The following is a 17,553-nucleotide window of genomic DNA, read 5'->3' on the forward strand; positions in this document are numbered from 1 at the left end:
CGAAGCGGGAGACGCGGGTGTACGGGGCCTTCGGGATCGCAGAGCAGTTCCGCACCGCACATGTCCTCGCAGGGACCGAGGAGGAACCAGACGTATGAGTTCTCTGCTGCTCCTGACCAACGCCCTCCAGCCGTCGACGGAGGTGCTCCCCGCGCTGGGCCTGCTGCTGCACAACGTGCGGGTCGCCCCGGCAGAGGGCCCGGCCCTCGTCGACACCCCCGGCGCCGACGTCATCCTCGTCGACGGGCGCCGCGACCTGCCGCAGGTGCGCAGCCTGTGCCAGCTCCTGCGCTCCACCGGCCCCGGCTGCCCCCTGGTCCTCGTCGTCACCGAGGGCGGCCTGGCCGCCGTCACCGCCGACTGGGGCATCGACGACGTGCTGCTGGACACCGCGGGCCCGGCCGAGGTCGAGGCGCGCCTCCGGCTGGCCACGGGCCGGCAGCAGATCGTCAACGACGACTCCCCCATGGAGATCCGCAACGGCGACCTCTCCGTGGACGAGGCGACCTACTCCGCCAAGCTCAAGGGCCGGGTCCTGGACCTGACCTTCAAGGAGTTCGAGCTGCTGAAGTACCTGGCGCAGCACCCCGGCCGGGTCTTCACCCGCGCCCAGCTCCTGCAGGAGGTGTGGGGCTACGACTACTTCGGCGGCACCCGCACCGTCGACGTGCACGTACGGCGGCTGCGCGCCAAGCTCGGCCCTGAGCACGAGTCGCTGATCGGAACCGTACGCAACGTCGGTTACCGCTTCGTCACCCCGGAGAAGGGCGACCGCTCGGAGGAGCACAAGGCCAAGGCCGACCGGGCGAAGGCGGACGAAGCAGACACTTCGGCGGTGCTCGACACCGCCGAGATCCACGCGGACGCCTAGCCGGGCGCGGAGGGGTCCCGGGCGGAGTGTCACCGACGCACGGCCGGGATCCGAAACGCCCTGCCCAGAGCGGGTCAATCCGCGTAGACTCCGCGCGTGGCGAAGGTGACTCGCGATGACGTGGCACGGCTGGCTGGGACCTCCACAGCCGTCGTCAGTTATGTCATCAACAACGGACCCCGGCCGGTCGCCCCGGCCACGCGCGAGCGTGTCCTCGCGGCGATCAAGGAACTGGGGTACCGGCCGGACCGGGTCGCCCAGGCCATGGCCTCGCGCCGGACGGACCTGATAGGCCTGATCATCCCGGACGCCCGCCAGCCCTTCTTCGGGGAGATGGCGCACGCGGTCGAGCAGGCCGCCTCCGAGCGCGGGAAGATGGTCCTCGTCGGCAACACCGACTACATCGCCGAGCGCGAGGTCCACTACCTGCGCGCGTTCCTCGGCATGCGGGTCTCCGGCCTCATCCTGGTCTCCCACGCCCTGAACGACCTCGCCGCCGCCGAGATCGACGCCTGGGACGCCCGGGTGGTGCTGCTGCACGAGCGCCCCGAGGCCATCGACGACGTCGCCGTCGTCACCGACGACCTGGGCGGCGCCCAGCTCGCCGTGCGGCACCTGCTGGAGCACGGCTACGAGTACGTGGCCTGCGTGGGCGGCACGGCCCAGACGCCGGCCGTGGGCGACCCGGTCTCCGACCACGTCGAGGGCTGGAAGCGGGCGATGGACGAGGCGGGCATCCCCACCGAGGGCCGCCTGTTCGAGGCGCCGTACAACCGCTACGACGCCTACCGCGTGGCCCTGGAGGTGCTCTCCGGGCCCGACCGGCCGCCCGCGGTCTTCTGCTCCACCGACGACCAGGCGATCGGCGTGCTGCGGGCCGCGCGCGAGCTGCGCATCGACGTGCCCGGCGAACTGGCGGTGGCCGGGTTCGACGACATCAAGGAGGCGGCCCTCGCCGACCCGCCGCTGACCACGGTCGCCTCGGACCGCTCGGCGATGGCCCGGTCCGCGGTGGACCTGGTACTGGACGACGGGCTGCGGGTCGCCGGGTCCCGGCGCGAGCGGCTGAAGACGTTCCCGTCCCGGCTGGTGGTGCGCACGTCCTGCGGCTGCTCCGGCTGAGGCCGCTCCCGCCCAGGGTTCCGGCGGTTGTCCGAGAGGCGGGTGAGAGCCCGCCCCGAGGGCCGCTCCCGCGACGGGCCCCGGCCGCCGGAAGCGTCCTCATATCGGGCAAACGAGGTTCTGCCGGGCTTCTCAGGGAGCACTCAGGCGGCTCTCATGGTCGCCGGACATGCTCAATGTCATGACCGAGAGCATCCGCCGCAGCGGCGAGCACGAGTACGAAGGCCGCCAGGACCCCTACTCCCAGCAGCACGTCCACTCCGCTCCCGTGAACCCCGAGTGGCCGCCCCCGCCGCCGTACGAGCCCGCGGCGGCCACCGTCACGGCGCCGGGCGCCGAGCCGGCCGCCGGACCGGCCAGGCAGCGCACCCGGGGTCCGATAGCACTGCTCGCGGCGGTGGCGATCGTGGCGGCCGCGGTCGGCGGCGGCACCGCCTACGCCTTCCAGGAACTGACCGGCAAGGACACGGTCGTCTCGGCCGGCACCACGACCACCGTGGTCCCCTCGAGCAAGCGGGGCGACGTCGCCGCGATCGCCGCGGCCGTGAGCCCGAGCGTCGTCGAGATCCAGGCGGCCCTCGGCAACGGCTCGTCCACCGGCTCCGGCGTGGTCGTCACCTCCGGCGGTGAGATCGTCACCAACAACCACGTGGTCTCCGGCGCCTCCTCGATCAAGGTGCGCACCAGCGACGGCAAGAGCTACACCGCCGACGTCGTCGGCACCGACAGCTCCAAGGACCTCGCGCTGATCAAGCTGCGGGGCGCCTCCGGGCTCTCGGTCGCGGCGCTGGGCGACTCCTCCGACGTCAAGGTCGGCGACTCGGTCGTCGCCATCGGCTCCCCCGAGGGCCTGACCGGCACCGTCACCAGCGGCATCGTCTCCGCGCTCGACCGGGACGTGACCGTCTCCACCGACGAGAGCCAGGGCCAGAACCAGGGCCAGGGCGACGGCGGCCAGTGGCCGTTCCAGTTCGGCGGCCGCCAGTTCAACGGCGACACCGGCTCCTCCACGACGACCTACAAGGCGATCCAGACCGACGCCTCGCTGAACCCCGGCAACTCCGGCGGCGCGCTGATCGACGCGAGCGGCCAGGTCGTCGGCATCAACTCCGCGATGTACTCGTCGAGTTCGCAGGCCTCCTCGTCCTCGGACGCGGGCAGCGTCGGACTCGGCTTCGCGATCCCCGTCAACACCGTCAAGTCAGACCTCGCCAAGCTGCGGTCCGGCTCGACCAGCTGAACGACCCACCCGGCACAGCAGGGAGCACGTCATGATCACTCAGGTCTCGCGCCACGACGTCACCGGCACCGGCCCGGCCGCCCTCGCCCTCCCCCTGGCGGTCGCGTCCGAGCTGCACGCCCCCCAAGCCGCCCCCCGCGTCCCCGAGGTCGCGGTGCCGGCCCCGGAGCTGATGGGCCTGCGCACCTCCGCCGACCGTCCGCACCGCCGCAAGGTGCCGCTGCGCCGACTGAGCACGGTGCACCAGCTGGGCACGGGCCGCAGCCTGAGCATGCAGGGCTCCTGAGCCCGGCGTGCGTGCCCCACGGCCCTCCGGCGTGCGAGGCTGAGAGGCACCCCGTCCACCCGATCCACCGCACCCCGAGGAACCGCGAGCGATGAGCCCCGCCGAAGGCGACCGTGACCCCCAGCGCATCCTGATCGTCGACGACGAGCCCGCCGTGCGTGAGGCACTGCAGCGCAGCCTCGCCTTCGAGGGGTACGGCACGGAGGTCGCGGTCGACGGCGCGGACGCCCTGGAGAAGGCGGTCGCCTACCGGCCGGACCTGGTCGTGCTGGACATCCAGATGCCCCGCATGGACGGCCTGACCGCGGCCCGCCGGATCCGGGGCGCCGGGGACACCACCCCGATCCTGATGCTCACGGCCCGCGACACGGTGGGCGACCGGGTGACGGGGCTGGACGCCGGCGCCGACGACTACCTGGTCAAGCCGTTCGAGCTGGACGAGCTGTTCGCCCGGATCCGCGCGCTGCTGCGGCGCAGCTCGTACGCGGCCGACGTGTCGGCCGAGGCCCGGGCGGACGAGGCGCTGACCTTCGGCGACCTGCGCATGGACCTCGCCACCCGGGAGGTCACCCGGGGCGGCCGGCAGGTGGAGCTGACCCGCACGGAGTTCACACTCCTGGAGATGTTCATGGCCCACCCGCGCCAGGTCCTCACCCGTGAGCAGATCCTCAAGGCCGTGTGGGGCTTCGACTTCGAGCCCTCCTCCAACTCCCTGGACGTCTACGTCATGTACCTGCGCCGCAAGACCGAGGCGGGCGGCGAGCCGCGGCTCGTGCACACCGTCCGGGGCGTCGGGTACGTGCTGCGGCAGGGCGGCGCCGAGTGAGGCGCGTGGTGCGCCGCTACCAGGCACTGCCGATCCGGGCCCGGCTGGCGATGCTGGTGGCGGCGGCGGTGGCGTTCGCGGTGGCGGCGGTGTCGGTGACCTGCTGGTTCATCGTGCAGCGCAAGCTGTACGACCAGGTCGACACCGATCTGCAGAAGGTCTCCGAGCCGCAGCGTCTGGTGAACATCGTCTCCACCCTCGAGTCGTGCCCGCAGACACCCGGCGACGCCGGACTCGGCGACTTCCGCGCCCACGGCAACTACTACTACATCCAGCTCGTGAAGAAGGACGGCACCGCCTGTGTGTCCTCCAACTCCGCGGGCCGGGTCAGGACCACCTCCACGGACACCGACGTCATCGCCCGGGCCGACAACCACGTCGGCCTGCTGCACGACGGCGTCCTGCGCGACGGCACCGACTCCGGGGGCAAGGCGGTGCGGGTGCTGACCCAGCCGCTGACGTTCAGCCCGGGGCCCGGGACACAGCCCCAGATGTACCCGAACACGGCCCTGATGGTCGCCATACCGCTGAAGAACACCCAGGACACGCTGAAGGACCTCGCCCTGATCCTGCTCCTCGTCTCCGGCATCGGGGTGGTCGGGGCCGGCGCGGCGGGACTCGCGGTGGCCCGGGCGGGACTGCGCCCGGTCGACAAGCTCACCGAGGCCGTGGAGCACGTGGCCCGCACCGAGGACCTGGGCATCCGCATCCCCGTCGACGACGACAGCGAGGACGAGGTGGCCCGGCTCTCACGGTCCTTCAACTCGATGACCACCGCGCTGGCCGGCTCCCGCGACCTCCAGCAGCAGCTCATCGCGGACGCCGGTCACGAACTGCGCACCCCGCTCACCTCGCTGCGCACCAACATCGAACTGCTCACCCGCAGCGAGGAGACGGGCCGCCCGCTGCCCCCGGAGGACCGCAAGGCGCTGCTCGCCTCGGTGAAGGCGCAGATGACGGAACTGGCCGCGCTGATCGGTGACCTCCAGGAGCTGTCGCGTTCGGAGGGCCAGCGCGGTGAGCGCGTCCAGGTGGTGTCCTTCCAGGACACCGTCGAGGCGGCCCTGCTCCGAGCCCGGCTGCGCGGCCCGGAGCTGACCATCACCGCCGACCTGGAGCCCTGGTACGTCCGCGCGGAGCCGTCCGCGCTGGAGCGGGCGGTGGTCAACGTCCTGGACAACGCGGTGAAGTTCAGCCCGGAGGGCGGCACGGTCGAGGTCGGTCTCACCGAGGGCGTCCTGACGGTCCGCGACCACGGTCCCGGCATCCCCGCCGACGAACTCCCTTACGTCTTCGACCGGTTCTGGCGCTCGCCCAGCGCCCGCGCCCTGCCGGGCTCCGGTCTCGGCCTGTCCATCGTGGCCCGCACGGTCCAGCAGGCGGGCGGCGCGGTCTCCCTGACCCGGGCGGAGGGCGGCGGCACGACCGCCACGATCCGCCTCCCGGGCGCGGCCACGGCGCCGCCGGACCTCTCCGCCGGCCAGGGTCGGGCGTAGCCGAACGGTCATGGGCGTGGCGGCCGGGGCGAGCGCCGCGCTCGCGCGCCGAGGCTGATCACGCCGCCCGCCTCCCTCATCCCGCTCGCTCCCCCGCAGCGCACGCGCCTTCTCGGCGGCCGTCGCGTTCGGGTGCTCCGCCGTGGCCGCCCCTGCACAGCCGGGCCGCGCTCCCGGGCGCCCCGGAACGGAGATCCAGTTCCGCTGAGGCCTCGATGAAATGACCCCGAGATCAATTCTCAGGGTCATTTCGGAACCAGCAGAGTACTCACATAGAAGTCACGGGACCGCCGGCTACCGCACGATCGTGATGCGGTCCGCCGTCGGCGGTGCGATCGGGTTGGCGGCCGAGGAGTTGGCCGTCAGGTAGTTCGCCAGCGCGGCCAGGTCGTCGCTGCCGACCAGGTCGTTCGTCCCCTGCCCCAGGGTCGGGAACCCGTCGCCGCCGCCGGCCAGGAAGCTGTTGGTGGCGACACGGTAGGTGGCCGCCGGGTCGATGGCGGAGCCGTTCAGCCGGATGGAGTCGGTGACCACGCGGTCCGCGCCCGACTTGGTCATGTCCAGCGTGTAGGTGAGGCCGGCCGAGGGCTGGAGGATCTTCGGGACGGCCGCGTTGGCGCCGCTCACCTGCTCCTTGAGCACCTGGACGAGCTGGGCGCCGGTGAAGTCCTGGAGGTTCACGGTGTTGGCGAAGGGCTGGACCGTGAAGCCCTCGGCGTAGGTGACCACTCCGTCGCCCTCGGCGCCCTTGGCCGCGTAGGTCAGACCCGCGCGCACACCGCCCGGGTTCATCAGGGCGAGGCTGGTCTTCGGGTCCAGCTCCTTGCCGTGGGCGAGTTGCGCGTCGGCGATGAGGTCGCCCATGGGGGACTCGGTGCCGGTGTTGTTGACGTCACCGGAGATGTAGCCGATGGACCGGTTGCCGATCGGCGCGGCCAGGGTGTTCCACTTCGAGATCAGCTCGGTCATGTCCGCCGCCTTGGGGACGTCCCGGGACACCACGTGGTTCGCGGACTTCACGGCCGTGCGCACGATGTCGCCGGTGCCGCGGTCGTAGGTGAGCGTGGTGTCCGTGTACAGGCGGCCGAAGGAGGCCGCGGAGGTGACCATGCGGGGCCGGCCCGACGGGTCCGGGACGGTGCAGACGTAGGCGTTGTGGGTGTGACCGGTGACCAGCGCGTCGACGGCCGGCGTGACGTTCTTCGCGATGTCCACGATCGGGCCGGAGATGCCGGAGCCCGCGCCCGCGGAGTCGCAGTCGTAGTTGTACGAGCCCGAGGCGGGGTAGCCGCCCTCGTGGATCAGGGCCACGATCGACTGGACGCCCTGGCTCTGCAGCTCCTTGGCGTACTTGTTGATCGTCTCCGCCTCGTCCTTGAACTTCAGGCCCTTGACGCCGTCGGCGGAGACGATGTTCGGGGTGCCCTCCAGCGTGACGCCGATGAAGCCGATCTTGACGCCGTTCTTCTTCCAGACCCAGTAGGGCTTCAGGATCGGCCGGTCCGTCTTGTCGTCGAGGACGTTGGCGGCGAGGTACGGGAAGTCGGCGCCCTCGAACTTCTTGTCGGTGTAGCAGCCGTCCGTGGGGTGGCAGCCGCCGTTCTGCAGGCGGGCCAGTTCCCTCGCGCCCTCGTCGAACTCGTGGTTGCCGACCGAGGTGACGTCCAGCTTCAGCTTGTTGAGCGCCTCGATGGTCGGCTCGTCGTGGAAGAGCCCGGACAGCAGCGGGGAGGCGCCGACCATGTCGCCGCCGGCCGCGGTGATGGAGTACGGGTGGCCCTGGCGGGCCTGGCGCAGGTGGGTGGCGAGGTACTCGGCGCCGCCCGCGTCGATCGTCTTCGTCGTCCCGTCGGCCTGGAGTTCGGTGACCCGGCCGGAGGAACCGGACGGGGGCTCCAGGTTGCCGTGCAGGTCGTTGAAGGACAGGAGCTGGACGTCCTGGTAGCGGCCGGAGTGGCCGGCCCCGTGGCCGTCCTTGCCGGTGTGCGCCTGCGCGGGCAGGGCGGCGGCCAGGCCGGCGGCCGTGGCGAGGGCGGCGGTGGTGGCGAGGAGGCCGTAGGTCCTGCGTCTGGTGCGCCGGGGTGCGGCTGACATGAAACCCCCCTGAGGGTCGGGCTGGGGCACATGGCCCCCGTTCGCCGCGCAGCCTAAGGTCAACGCGCGTAGCGCGACAGGGGGTTCGTGGTTACGTCCTGGTTTCCCTTTGCCGTCCTTTTTCCTCGCGACGCCGACCATCCCCCTTCGCGGCGCCGACCTTCCCCCTTCGCGACGCCGACCTTCCCCCCTTCGCGACATCGGGACTTCCCTCCCCGGACGCCGGGGACTCCCCCCCGGGTGGTGCCGCGGCCCCGCTCTCCCGCGGTACCGGGACTTCGCCGCGGCCGCCCCGTACCCTCGTACGCATGAGCAGCGACGACACCGCACGGCCGGTCCCCTCCCGTTCCATCGAGACCCTCTCCGCGCTCGACCCGGACCAGGCCGAGGCCGTGCTCGGACTGCTCGCCGAGGCCGCCCGCGTCGACGGGCAGCAGCCGGTGTCCGAGCAGGGCCGGCTCCAGCTCCGCGGCGGCCCGCGCGACGGCGTCTCGCACCTGCTGCTGACCGCCGGAGACGAACTGGTCGGCTACGGCCAGCTGGAGGACACCGACCCGGTGGAGGCGCCGGCCGCCGAACTGGTCGTCCACCCGGCGCACCGCGGGCACGGGCACGGGCGGGCGCTGGGCTCGGCGCTGCTCGCCGCCTCGGGCAAGCGGCTGCGGGTGTGGGCGCACGGCGGGCACTCCGCCGCCCGTCATCTCGCCCAGGTGCTCGGCCTCACCCTGTTCCGTGAACTGCGCCAGATGCGGCGGCCGTTGACCGACCCGGAGCTGTCCGAGCCGGTGCTGCCGGAGGGCGTGAGCGTGCGGCCGTTCGTGCCCGGCAAGGACGACGCGGCCTGGCTCGCGGTCAACGCGGCGGCGTTCGCGCACCATCCCGAGCAGGGCTCGCTGACCCAGCGCGACCTGGACGACCGCAAGGCCCTGCCGTGGTTCGACCCGGCCGGGTTCTTCCTGGCGGAGCGGCGCGGGGAGCTGGTGGGCTTCCACTGGACCAAGGTGCACGCCGAGGAGGCGCTCGGCGAGGTGTACGTGCTCGGGGTCCGGCCGGGCGAGCAGGGCGGCGGCCTCGGCAAGGCCCTGACCATGATCGGCCTGCGGCACCTGGCGGCGCAGGGGCTGCCGACGGCCATGCTGTACGTGGACGCCGACAACAAGGCGGCGGTCGCGGTGTACGAGCGGCTGGGCTTCACCACGTACGAGACCGACCTGATGTACCGCACCGAGACCTGACGAACGGGGCGTCAGGAGACGCCCGGCGCGGACCCGAGGGGTGGCCGGCTTGACGGCCACCCCTCTCTTGCAACACCCTTTCACTACTCAATTAGTGAAAGGGTGGTTCTACGCGTGGTCGAATACCGCATCGACCGGCACAGCGGGGTCGCCACCTACGTCCAGATCGTCCAGCAGACCAAACAGGCCCTCCGGCTCGGCCTGCTTCGCCCGGGCGACCGGCTGCCGACGGCCCGCGAAGTCGTCGAGGCCACCGCCATCAACCCCAACACCGTCCTCAAGGCCTACCGCGAGCTGGAGCGGGAGGGCCTGGTCGAGGCACGGCGCGGACTCGGCACCTTCGTCCGCCGCTCGCTGGGCGCCGCCCCGGCCGACTCCCCCCTGCGGGCGGAGCTGGAGGAGTGGACGGCGCGGGCCGCCGGGGCGGGCCTGGACCGGGACGACGTGGCGGCTCTGTTCACCGCCGTACTCGACAAGCACTTCCAGGGAGAACGTTCATGAGCGACACGGCTGTGGAGGCCACCGGCCTCGGCAAGCGCTTCGGGCGCAGGGGAGGCTGGGCGCTGCGCGAGTGCGGCTTCCGGCTGCCCGCCGGGCGGGTGTGCGCCGTCGTCGGGCCCAACGGCGCCGGCAAGTCGACGCTGCTCGCCCTCGCCGCGGGACTGCTCCCGCCCACCGAGGGCCGGCTGACGGTGCTCGGCGCCACGCCCGCCGCCGCCCGCGCCCGGGTGGGCTACGTCGCCCAGGACAAGCCGCTGTACCCCCAGCTCACGGTCGCCGAGACGCTCGCCATGGGCGCCGACCTCAACCCGGAGCACTGGGACGCGGAGACCGCCGGACGGATCGTGGCCGCCGGCCCGCTCGACCCCGGGGCCCGCATACGGTCGCTGTCCGGCGGCCAGCGCACCCGGGTCGCGCTCGCCCTGGCGCTCGGCAAGCGGCCCGGACTGCTGCTGCTGGACGAGCCGATGGCCGACCTGGACCCGCTCGCCCGGCACGAGCTGATGGGCACCCTGATGGCCGAGGCCGCCCAGTACGGCACCACGATCGTGATGTCCTCGCACGTGGTCGCCGAACTGGAGGACTCCTGCGACCACCTGCTGCTGGTCGGCGGCGGCCGCATCCGGCTGGCCGGCGAGATCGACGACCTGCTCGCCGCCCACCTCCGGGTCAGCGGACCCGCCGGGCAGGCGGACCTGGACGCGCACACCGTGGTCGAGTCCCGGGTCACCGGCCGCCAGCGGACGGCGCTGATCCGCCCGGCCGGACCGCTCGACGGCGGCTGGCACGCCTCGGCGCCCACCCTGGAGGAACTGGTCCTCGCCCACCTGCGCAACCCGCAGGCCCCCGCCCTCACCACCGCTCCGGCAGCGACCGAGGAGAGTGCCGCGTGACCGCCACCACCGCACCGGCCGCCGTCCGGACCCCCGCCGCGCGGCCCCGGCCGGCCCGCTGGCTGCTGCGTCTGCACCGCCCGGCGCTCGCCGTCTGGACCGGCCTGGTGATCCTCGGCGCCGCGCTGCTGCTGTGGCTCGCCGGACCGCTCACCGACGCGGCGGCCGAGGGCTGGCGGCAGTACGACGCCTGCGAATGGTCCGAGAAGTGCCCCTACGACCAGGACGCGATCCTGCGGTACAAGGACGTCTACAACTACCTCACGCTGTCCCTGGCCGCGCTGCCGTTCCTCGTGGCCGCCTGGGCCGGCGCCGCCCTCACCGGCCGCGAGCTGGAGGCCGGCACCGCCCGCCTGGCCTGGACCCAGGGCGTCACGCCCGTCCGCTGGCTTGCGACCGGTCTCGCGCTGCCCGCCGCGGCGGTCACCGCGGGGACGAGCCTGCTGGTGTTCCTGCACCGCCGGGCCTGGTCGGCCGCCGACGGCCGCGTCGACACCGCCAAGAACTGGTACGACTTGTGGACCTTCCACACCAACGGCCCCACCACCGTCGCCCTGGCGCTGGCCGCCCTGGCCGCCGGCGCCCTCACCGGGCTGGTCCTGGGCCGCGCCCTGCCCGCGCTCGCCGTCTCCGTCGTCGTGACCGGCGGCGTCTGGGGCCTGGCGCAGTGGCTCATGCCCCGCCTGTGGCCGGCCGTCACCCGCGTGACCGGCCTCGACCACGGCTACGCCGCCCCCTACTCCGGCGTGGAGGTCGCGAAGGGCCTGGTCACCCGCGATGGCGGGCACATCCCCGAACCCGAGTGCTACGCCGCCACCACGGAAGGGTGCGCGCGGCAGTTCCGCGAGCAGGGCGCCGTCGGCTGGTTCCACACCTACCACCCCGCCTCCCACTACTGGCCGCTCCAGCTCACCACCAGCGCCTTCCTGCTGTTCGTCGCCGCCCTGGCCACCCTGGCCGCGTTCCGCTCGCTCCGGCGCCTGTCCGGGTCGCCGCGGGCCGGACGGGAGGCCGCCGCGTGAGCGCCGCCCTGCAGGGCCTGCCCCGCACCGTGCTGCGGCTGCACCGCACCGCCCTGCTGGTGTGGGCGGCCGCCGTCGCCGCCCTGACCGGCTGGCTGGTGTGGCTGAACGAGGTCACCGCCGGCTCCGTCACCGAGTCCCTGGCCCGTTGCCGCCACACCGACCTGTGCCGCGACGCCTTCACCGGCCTCGGCTACAGCGAGCCGACCGGCTGGATCGGCACCCTCGTCTGCTACAGCTTCCTGGCCGTCGCGGCTTTCACGGGCGGCGCGCTCATCGGCCGGGAACTGGAGTCCGGCACCGCCCGCCTCGCCTGGACCCAGGGCGTCACGCCCACCCGCTGGCTGACCGCCAAGCTCGCCCTGCCGGCCCTCGCCGTCACGGCCGGCGGCACCGTCCTGGTGCTGATGTACCGCTGGGGCTGGGGAGCCCACCGCTCCCTCATGGGCGACCACTGGTCCACCGGCGACGTCTTCGTGGCCCGCGGCCCGCTCACGGTGGCGTACGGCCTGTGCGCGCTGGCCACCGGCACCCTCGCGGCGCTGCTGCTGCGCCGGACGCTGGCCGCGCTCGGCGCCTCCGTCGCCGCGATGTGGCTGGTCAACACGGTGCTCGCCCACTACCGCGCGGACCTGTGGCCGGCCCTCACCCGCACCTCCCCGGAACCGTTCGCGCTGCCCGCGAGCGCCTGGCAGGTGAACCGGGGACGGAACGCCGGCGGCGATTTCGCCGTCTACCACCCCGCGTCCCACTTCTGGCCCCTGCACCTGGTGGAGACGGGCGTCGTGCTGGCCCTGACCACGCTGGCCGCGACGGCCGCCTTCCTGGTGCTGCGCCGCCGGGCCGCCTGACCCGGCGCCCGGGTGTGCGTCCCTTCCACGGGGGGAGGGACGCGCATCCGGGAGCCGCCCCCCGCTATCCGGGACGTCATGTCGCCGTAACCATCGATTCAGACTGGCTTTTTACGCTCGGCCAATGAAGCCCGTCGTGCCAGAGCCTTCGCCGCCCCCCGAGGGGCCCGCGGGGAACGGGGCCGTGACACTCCCGCCCGCACGTTCCGACGCGCCTGTCTCGCGTATGGCGCGGAAGAATGGTGTCATGAGTCAGCAAGACACCCAGGCAGAGGCCCAGCACACGCAGCCCTCCGTGGGCTCCATCGCCGCGCACCGGTCGCATACCGTCGCGGCGACCGTTTCCGACCTGGAACCCGACCTCGACGCCGACCTCGACGGGTACGAGGAGGCGCCGGGCGAAGGGGCCCCGCTGCCCCAGGGCCGTTTCCTCGACCGGGAGCGGAGCTGGCTCGCCTTCAACGAGCGCGTCCTGGAACTGGCCGAGGACCCGAACACGCCCCTGCTGGAGCGCGCCAACTTCCTGGCGATCTTCGCCAGCAACCTGGACGAGTTCTTCATGGTCCGGGTGGCCGGCCTGAAGCGCCGCATCGCCACCGGCGTCGCCACCCGCTCCGCGTCCGGCCTGCAGCCGCGCGAGGTGCTGGAGATGATCTGGGCCCGCTCGCGCGAGCTGATGGCCCGGCACGCCGCCTGCTACCACGAGGACGTCGCCCCGGCGCTCGCCGACGAGGGCATCCACCTGGTCCGCTGGAACGAGCTGGCCGAGAAGGAGCAGGCCCGCCTCTTCACGCTCTTCCGGCACCAGATCTTCCCGGTGCTGACCCCGCTGGCCGTCGACCCCGCGCACCCGTTCCCGTACATCTCCGGCCTCTCGCTGAACCTGGCCGTCGTCGTGCGCAACCCGGTCAGCGGCCACAAGCACTTCGCGCGGGTGAAGGTGCCGCCGCTGCTGTCCCGGTTCCTGGAGGCCGCCCCGGGCCGCTACGTCCCGCTCGAGGACGTCATCGCCGCGCACCTGGAGGAGCTGTTCCCGGGCATGGAGGTGCTGGAGCACCACGCCTTCCGGCTCACCCGCAACGAGGACCTCGAGGTCGAGGAGGACGACGCCGAGAACCTGCTCCAGGCCCTGGAGAAGGAACTCATGCGGCGCCGCTTCGGGCCGCCGGTGCGTCTGGAGGTCGAGGAGTCCATCGACCGCGAGGTGCTGGACCTGCTGGTCCGCGAGCTGAAGATCTCCGAGGCCGAGGTGTACCCGCTGCCCGGTCCGCTGGACCTCACCGGCCTCTTCCGCATCCACAGCCTCGACCGGCCGGAGCTGAAGTACCCGAAGTTCGTCGCGGGCACCAACCGCGACCTGGCCGAGGTGGAGTCGGCGACCGCGCCGGACATCTTCGCCGCACTGCGCGTCCGCGACGTGCTGCTGCACCACCCGTACGACTCCTTCTCCACCTCCGTGCAGGCCTTCCTGGAGCAGGCGGCCGCCGATCCGGACGTCCTGGCCATCAAGCAGACCCTGTACCGCACCTCCGGCGACTCCCCGATAGTCGACGCGCTCATCGACGCCGCCGAGTCCGGCAAGCAGGTCCTCGTCCTGGTCGAGATCAAGGCCCGTTTCGACGAGCACGCCAACATCAAGTGGGCGCGCAAGCTGGAGGAGGCCGGCTGCCACGTGGTCTACGGCCTGGTCGGCCTGAAGACGCACTGCAAGCTGTCCCTCGTGGTCCGCCAGGAGGGCGAGACCCTCCGCCGCTACAGCCACGTCGGCACCGGCAACTACCACCCGAAGACGGCCCGGCTGTACGAGGACCTCGGCCTGCTGACGGCCGACCCGCAGGTCGGCGCGGACCTCTCCGACCTCTTCAACCGGCTGTCCGGCTACTCCCGCCGCGAGACCTACCGCCGACTCCTCGTCGCCCCCAAGTCCCTGCGGGACGGCCTGATAGCGCGGATAGACAAGGAGGTCCAGCACCACCGGGCGGGCCGTCCGGCCTTCGTGCGCATCAAGGTCAACTCCATGGTGGACGAGGCGGTCATCGACGCGCTGTACCGCGCCTCGCAGGCCGGCGTGCCGGTGGACGTGTGGGTGCGCGGCATCTGCGCCGTCCGCCCCGGCGTCGCGGGCCTGTCGGAGAACATCCGGGTCCGCTCCATCCTCGGCCGCTTCCTCGAGCACTCCCGGGTGTTCGCCTTCGGCAACGGCGGCGAGCCCGAGGTGTGGATCGGCAGCGCCGACATGATGCACCGCAACCTCGACCGCCGGATCGAGGCCCTGGTCCGGGTCACCGACCCCGGCCACCGGGCGACCCTGAACCGGCTGCTCGACACCGGCATGTCCGACACCACCGCCTCCTGGCACCTCGGCCCCGACGGCGAGTGGACCCGGCACGCGACCGACGCCGACGGACAGCCCCTGCGCAACATCCAGGAGATGCTCATAGACGCCCGGAGGCGCCGGCGTGGCACTGCAACACCCTGACCCCACGGCCCAGGCGGTGACGGCGGACGCCCTCGCGGGCTACCTCCGCGCCCGGGCCACGGAGTTCCTCCGCGCGCTGCGCACGCACCGGGAGACCGGCGGCACCGCGAGCGGCGTGGAGGAGTCCGTCGACGCGGCACTGCTGCTGCGCCGCTCGGCCCGCCGCATCAGCGCCAGCCTGCACACCTTCCGGCCGCTGCTCGACCCGGACTGGTCGGAGGAGATGCGCCCGGAGCTGGCCTGGCTGTCGGGCACCCTGAAACTGGAACACGCCTACGAGGCGCGGCTGGAGCGGCTGCTGCAGGCCCTCAACCGGCTCTCGGGCGCAGGGGCGCCGCCCGCCCAGCCCGTGGCCGTGATGGCCGCAGGCGCCCTGACCGACGCGGGCGGGGCGCGCAACGGCGGCCGGGCCGGCGGCCCGGCACCCGTCCCGCTGAACACGGGGGCGAGCGCCGCCCGGCCGGCGCCCGCCCCCGAACGCGGCAACCTGACGGTCGGCGCGGCCAAGGCGGGGGCCCTGCTGGACCGTCAGCTCACCCTCGCCCGGACCCGGGCGCACTCCGCGGCCCTGCAGGCCCTCGGCTCCTCCCGCTTCCACGCGGTCGCCGACAAGGTGGCCTTACTCGCCAGCGAAGTCCCGCTGGCCCCCGCCGCGCCCGGCGCCGAGCTGCGCCCCCTCGCCACGGCGGCCGAGGAACGGCTCACCCAGGCCGTCGCCGCCCTGCCCCTGCTCACCGCGGGCCACCCCTACAACGCGGAGGCGCTGGTCCACGGCCTGTCCCCGGACCCGTCCCCGCACCCCCAGGACGGCCCCTGGCACCAGGTCCGCCTGCTGCTGCGCCTGCACCGCTACGCCCGCGAGGTGCTGCACGGCGGGAACTCGCCCGCCGACGCAGGGCTCCTGACGGCCGGACAGGCGCTGAACCGCCACCGGGACGCCTCGGAGGCGGCGGCAGCGGCGGCCCAGGCGGCCCGCACCCCCCGCATCGCCCCGGCCACGGCGTACGCGCTGGGCGTGCTCCACGCCGACCAGCGGCACGAGGTGGAGGCGGCCAGGTTCGCCTTCCAGCAGGCCTGGCAGAAGCAGACGGTCGGCGCGTCCTGAAACCCCACGAGGAGACGGTGTGAACGACACCAGGGTCGAGGCGGCGGGCTGCGTCCTGTGGCGCCGCTCGTCCTCCGGCGGCATCGAACTGGCCCTGGTCTTCCGGCCCAAGTGGTCCGACTGGTCCTGGCCCAAGGGGAAGCTCAAGAAGGGGGAGACGGCGCGCGAGGCCGCCGTGCGCGAAGTGGCCGAGGAGACCGGCCACGCCTGCCGGCCCGGTCCGGCCCTGCCGACCGCCCGCTACGTCGACCACACCGGACGGGACAAGGAAGTGCGGTACTGGGCCGCCGAGTCGACCGCCGGCGCCTTCGTCCCCAACGACGAGGTGAGCGAGCTGTTGTGGCTCCCGCCGGACGAGGCACGCCGGCGTCTGACCCACGAACGGGACAGGGCACTGGTCTCCGCGGCGCTCGCGGTCATCGGTCTCGACCGGCGCACGGAGACCTGACGCGCCGGGTCCCGCGAGAAATCCCGCGGGCCGCTGCTGTCGATCCCGCCGGTTCCCGTTCGACGTCATGGTGTGGGGCGCCCCGCCGCACGACGACACCCCGAGGACCTTGGGAGGACAGACGTGGACCAACTGCTGAGGGTCATGAACTTCAACGTCTCGAGCGACGGGATCGCCGCCGGCGAGCACCAGAGTTTCGAGCGGCCGTTCGGCCTCGACCGCCCCGAGAGGCTGTTCGCCTGGGCCGGAGCCACGGCGAGCTGGCCCATGCGCACGGATCCCGGCGGGAGCCGCGGCCTCGACGACTACTTCACCCGGGACTTCGCCCGCGGCATCGGCGCCGAGATCATGGGCCGCAACAAGTTCGGGCCCCAGCGCGGGCCCTGGCAGGACCACGAGTGGCGCGGCTGGTGGGGCGAGGAGCCCCCGTTCCGCACGCCGGTGTTCGTCATGACCCACCACGAGCGTCCGTCGTTCACGCTCTCCGACACCACGTTCCACTTCGTCGGCGGTGAGCCGGCCGCGGTCCTGGAACGGGCGCGTGAAGCGGCCGGGGGCAAGGACGTCCGGCTCGGCGGCGGGGTCACCACCGTCCGGCGGTTCCTGGACGCCGGCCTCGTCGACACCATGCACGTGGCGGTCTCGCCGGTGGAGCTCGGCCGCGGGCTACGGCTGTGGGAGTCCCCCGACGAGCTGCTCGACCGGTTCCACCTGGAGGTCGTGCCCAGCCCGAGCGGCGTGACGCACCACCTGTTCTGGCGCAGGTGACACCGGGGCGGCCGGCTCCGGCCGCACGGTCGCCGCTGGTGCCGGAGGCCGCTTCACCCGGTCTCCGCGTGCGCCTGCGCGTCCGCTCTGGCGAGGCTGCGGGCCCGGCGCGCCGGGCCGCGCCAGCCGCAGCTGCAGCGTGCCACGCAGAAGCGGCCCTGCTCGGTCGTCGTAGTGAGGTGTTCCTGCCCCTGCCGGACTCGCCCCGGCCCGTCCTGCTGCACCACGGTGACAACGGTACGGCAGCGCGTGACGGTGCTCCCTACCGGTCGTTAACCGGGAAGACAGGGGGCCCGTGACGGACCTACCGGCTGGG

General features: G+C 73.1%; 17 protein-coding genes. 15 read left to right on the top strand and 2 right to left on the bottom strand.

Annotated elements, in window-relative coordinates; all coding sequences use genetic code 11:
* The first annotated feature begins 94 nt into the window (after positions 1-94).
* From ACFQ9Z_RS29535 to ACFQ9Z_RS29560, 6 genes are all read left to right on the top strand, one after another.
* The gene (locus ACFQ9Z_RS29535) at positions 95-871 is read left to right on the top strand and encodes a winged-helix domain-containing protein (protein WP_383025553.1); all 777 of its coding nucleotides are present in this window, start codon (positions 95-97) and stop codon (positions 869-871) included.
* Positions 872-967: 96 nt separating this feature from the next.
* Positions 968-1,993, top strand: coding sequence for a LacI family DNA-binding transcriptional regulator (locus ACFQ9Z_RS29540; RefSeq protein ID WP_383025558.1), 1,026 nt, complete (start codon positions 968-970; stop codon positions 1,991-1,993).
* 181 nt (positions 1,994-2,174) lie between these two features.
* On the top strand, positions 2,175-3,233 hold the full coding sequence (locus ACFQ9Z_RS29545) for a S1C family serine protease (protein WP_383025562.1): 1,059 nt from the start codon (positions 2,175-2,177) through the stop codon (positions 3,231-3,233).
* A gap of 31 nt (positions 3,234-3,264) precedes the next feature.
* Positions 3,265-3,519: a hypothetical protein gene (locus ACFQ9Z_RS29550; RefSeq protein ID WP_383025565.1), complete on the top strand. Its 255-nt coding sequence runs from the start codon at positions 3,265-3,267 to the stop codon at positions 3,517-3,519.
* 91 nt (positions 3,520-3,610) lie between these two features.
* The gene (locus ACFQ9Z_RS29555) at positions 3,611-4,345 is read left to right on the top strand and encodes a response regulator transcription factor (RefSeq protein WP_383025570.1); all 735 of its coding nucleotides are present in this window, start codon (positions 3,611-3,613) and stop codon (positions 4,343-4,345) included.
* The gene (locus tag ACFQ9Z_RS29560; RefSeq protein ID WP_383025573.1) at positions 4,342-5,841 is read left to right on the top strand and encodes a sensor histidine kinase; all 1,500 of its coding nucleotides are present in this window, start codon (positions 4,342-4,344) and stop codon (positions 5,839-5,841) included. The genes ACFQ9Z_RS29555 and ACFQ9Z_RS29560 overlap by 4 nt, the downstream gene beginning before the upstream one ends.
* A 294-nt stretch (positions 5,842-6,135) precedes the next feature.
* Here ACFQ9Z_RS29560 and ACFQ9Z_RS29565 read toward each other — a convergent pair whose 3' ends face one another.
* On the bottom strand, positions 6,136-7,935 hold the full coding sequence (locus ACFQ9Z_RS29565; protein WP_383025577.1) for a bifunctional metallophosphatase/5'-nucleotidase: 1,800 nt from the start codon (positions 7,933-7,935) through the stop codon (positions 6,136-6,138).
* A 308-nt stretch (positions 7,936-8,243) separates the two neighbouring features.
* On the opposite strand from ACFQ9Z_RS29565, the gene mshD reads away from it, so the two are divergent.
* From mshD to ACFQ9Z_RS29610, 9 genes are all read left to right on the top strand, one after another.
* Positions 8,244-9,170, top strand: coding sequence for a mycothiol synthase (mshD, locus tag ACFQ9Z_RS29570; protein ID WP_383025580.1), 927 nt, complete (start codon positions 8,244-8,246; stop codon positions 9,168-9,170).
* Between the two features lie 114 nt (positions 9,171-9,284).
* Positions 9,285-9,671 carry a GntR family transcriptional regulator gene (locus ACFQ9Z_RS29575; RefSeq protein WP_383025583.1) on the top strand — a complete coding sequence of 129 codons (387 nt, stop codon included), beginning with the start codon at positions 9,285-9,287 and terminating at the stop codon, positions 9,669-9,671.
* Positions 9,668-10,564, top strand: coding sequence for an ABC transporter ATP-binding protein (locus ACFQ9Z_RS29580; protein WP_383025586.1), 897 nt, complete (start codon positions 9,668-9,670; stop codon positions 10,562-10,564). Before ACFQ9Z_RS29575 ends, ACFQ9Z_RS29580 begins: the two co-directional genes overlap by 4 nt.
* Entirely contained in the window at positions 10,561-11,586 is a 1,026-nt protein-coding gene (locus ACFQ9Z_RS29585; protein ID WP_383025589.1) for an ABC transporter permease, read from the top strand. The genes ACFQ9Z_RS29580 and ACFQ9Z_RS29585 overlap by 4 nt, the downstream gene beginning before the upstream one ends.
* Positions 11,583-12,437 carry a hypothetical protein gene (locus ACFQ9Z_RS29590; RefSeq protein ID WP_383025592.1) on the top strand — a complete coding sequence of 285 codons (855 nt, stop codon included), beginning with the start codon at positions 11,583-11,585 and terminating at the stop codon, positions 12,435-12,437. The genes ACFQ9Z_RS29585 and ACFQ9Z_RS29590 overlap by 4 nt, the downstream gene beginning before the upstream one ends.
* Positions 12,438-12,561: 124 nt before the next feature.
* Positions 12,562-14,916 (top strand): RNA degradosome polyphosphate kinase, encoded by a 2,355-nt coding sequence (locus ACFQ9Z_RS29595; RefSeq protein ID WP_383025595.1) that lies wholly within the window; start codon positions 12,562-12,564, stop codon positions 14,914-14,916.
* A complete protein-coding gene (locus ACFQ9Z_RS29600) occupies positions 14,897-16,021 on the top strand; it encodes a CHAD domain-containing protein (RefSeq protein WP_383025598.1) in 1,125 nt (374 codons plus the stop codon). The genes ACFQ9Z_RS29595 and ACFQ9Z_RS29600 overlap by 20 nt, the downstream gene beginning before the upstream one ends.
* Positions 16,022-16,040: 19 nt before the next feature.
* On the top strand, positions 16,041-16,469 hold the full coding sequence (locus tag ACFQ9Z_RS29605) for an NUDIX hydrolase (protein WP_383025602.1): 429 nt from the start codon (positions 16,041-16,043) through the stop codon (positions 16,467-16,469).
* A 123-nt stretch (positions 16,470-16,592) separates the two neighbouring features.
* Positions 16,593-17,237, top strand: a complete 645-nt coding sequence (locus ACFQ9Z_RS29610; RefSeq protein ID WP_383025604.1) for a dihydrofolate reductase family protein — start codon at positions 16,593-16,595, stop codon at positions 17,235-17,237.
* 53 nt (positions 17,238-17,290) lie between these two features.
* On the opposite strand, the gene ACFQ9Z_RS29615 is transcribed toward ACFQ9Z_RS29610, so the two are convergent.
* Positions 17,291-17,464 carry a hypothetical protein gene (locus tag ACFQ9Z_RS29615; protein ID WP_383025609.1) on the bottom strand — a complete coding sequence of 58 codons (174 nt, stop codon included), beginning with the start codon at positions 17,462-17,464 and terminating at the stop codon, positions 17,291-17,293.
* Between the last annotated feature and the right edge of the window lie 89 nt (positions 17,465-17,553).

Origin of the sequence: Streptomyces sp. NPDC056580 (assembly GCF_042793175.1) — a bacterium.
Classification (GTDB): Bacteria; Actinomycetota; Actinomycetes; order Streptomycetales; family Streptomycetaceae; genus Streptomyces.

Coding starts and splice junctions, on each gene's coding strand:
- ACFQ9Z_RS29535 (WP_383025553.1), top strand. CDS start 95: ATGAGTTCTCTGCTGCTCCTGACCAACGCCCTCCAGCCGTCGACGGAG.
- ACFQ9Z_RS29545 (WP_383025562.1), top strand. CDS start 2,175: ATGACCGAGAGCATCCGCCGCAGCGGCGAGCACGAGTACGAAGGCCGC.
- ACFQ9Z_RS29550 (WP_383025565.1), top strand. CDS start 3,265: ATGATCACTCAGGTCTCGCGCCACGACGTCACCGGCACCGGCCCGGCC.
- ACFQ9Z_RS29555 (WP_383025570.1), top strand. CDS start 3,611: ATGAGCCCCGCCGAAGGCGACCGTGACCCCCAGCGCATCCTGATCGTC.
- ACFQ9Z_RS29565 (WP_383025577.1), bottom strand. CDS start 7,935: ATGTCAGCCGCACCCCGGCGCACCAGACGCAGGACCTACGGCCTCCTC.
- mshD (WP_383025580.1), top strand. CDS start 8,244: ATGAGCAGCGACGACACCGCACGGCCGGTCCCCTCCCGTTCCATCGAG.
- ACFQ9Z_RS29580 (WP_383025586.1), top strand. CDS start 9,668: ATGAGCGACACGGCTGTGGAGGCCACCGGCCTCGGCAAGCGCTTCGGG.
- ACFQ9Z_RS29595 (WP_383025595.1), top strand. CDS start 12,562: ATGAAGCCCGTCGTGCCAGAGCCTTCGCCGCCCCCCGAGGGGCCCGCG.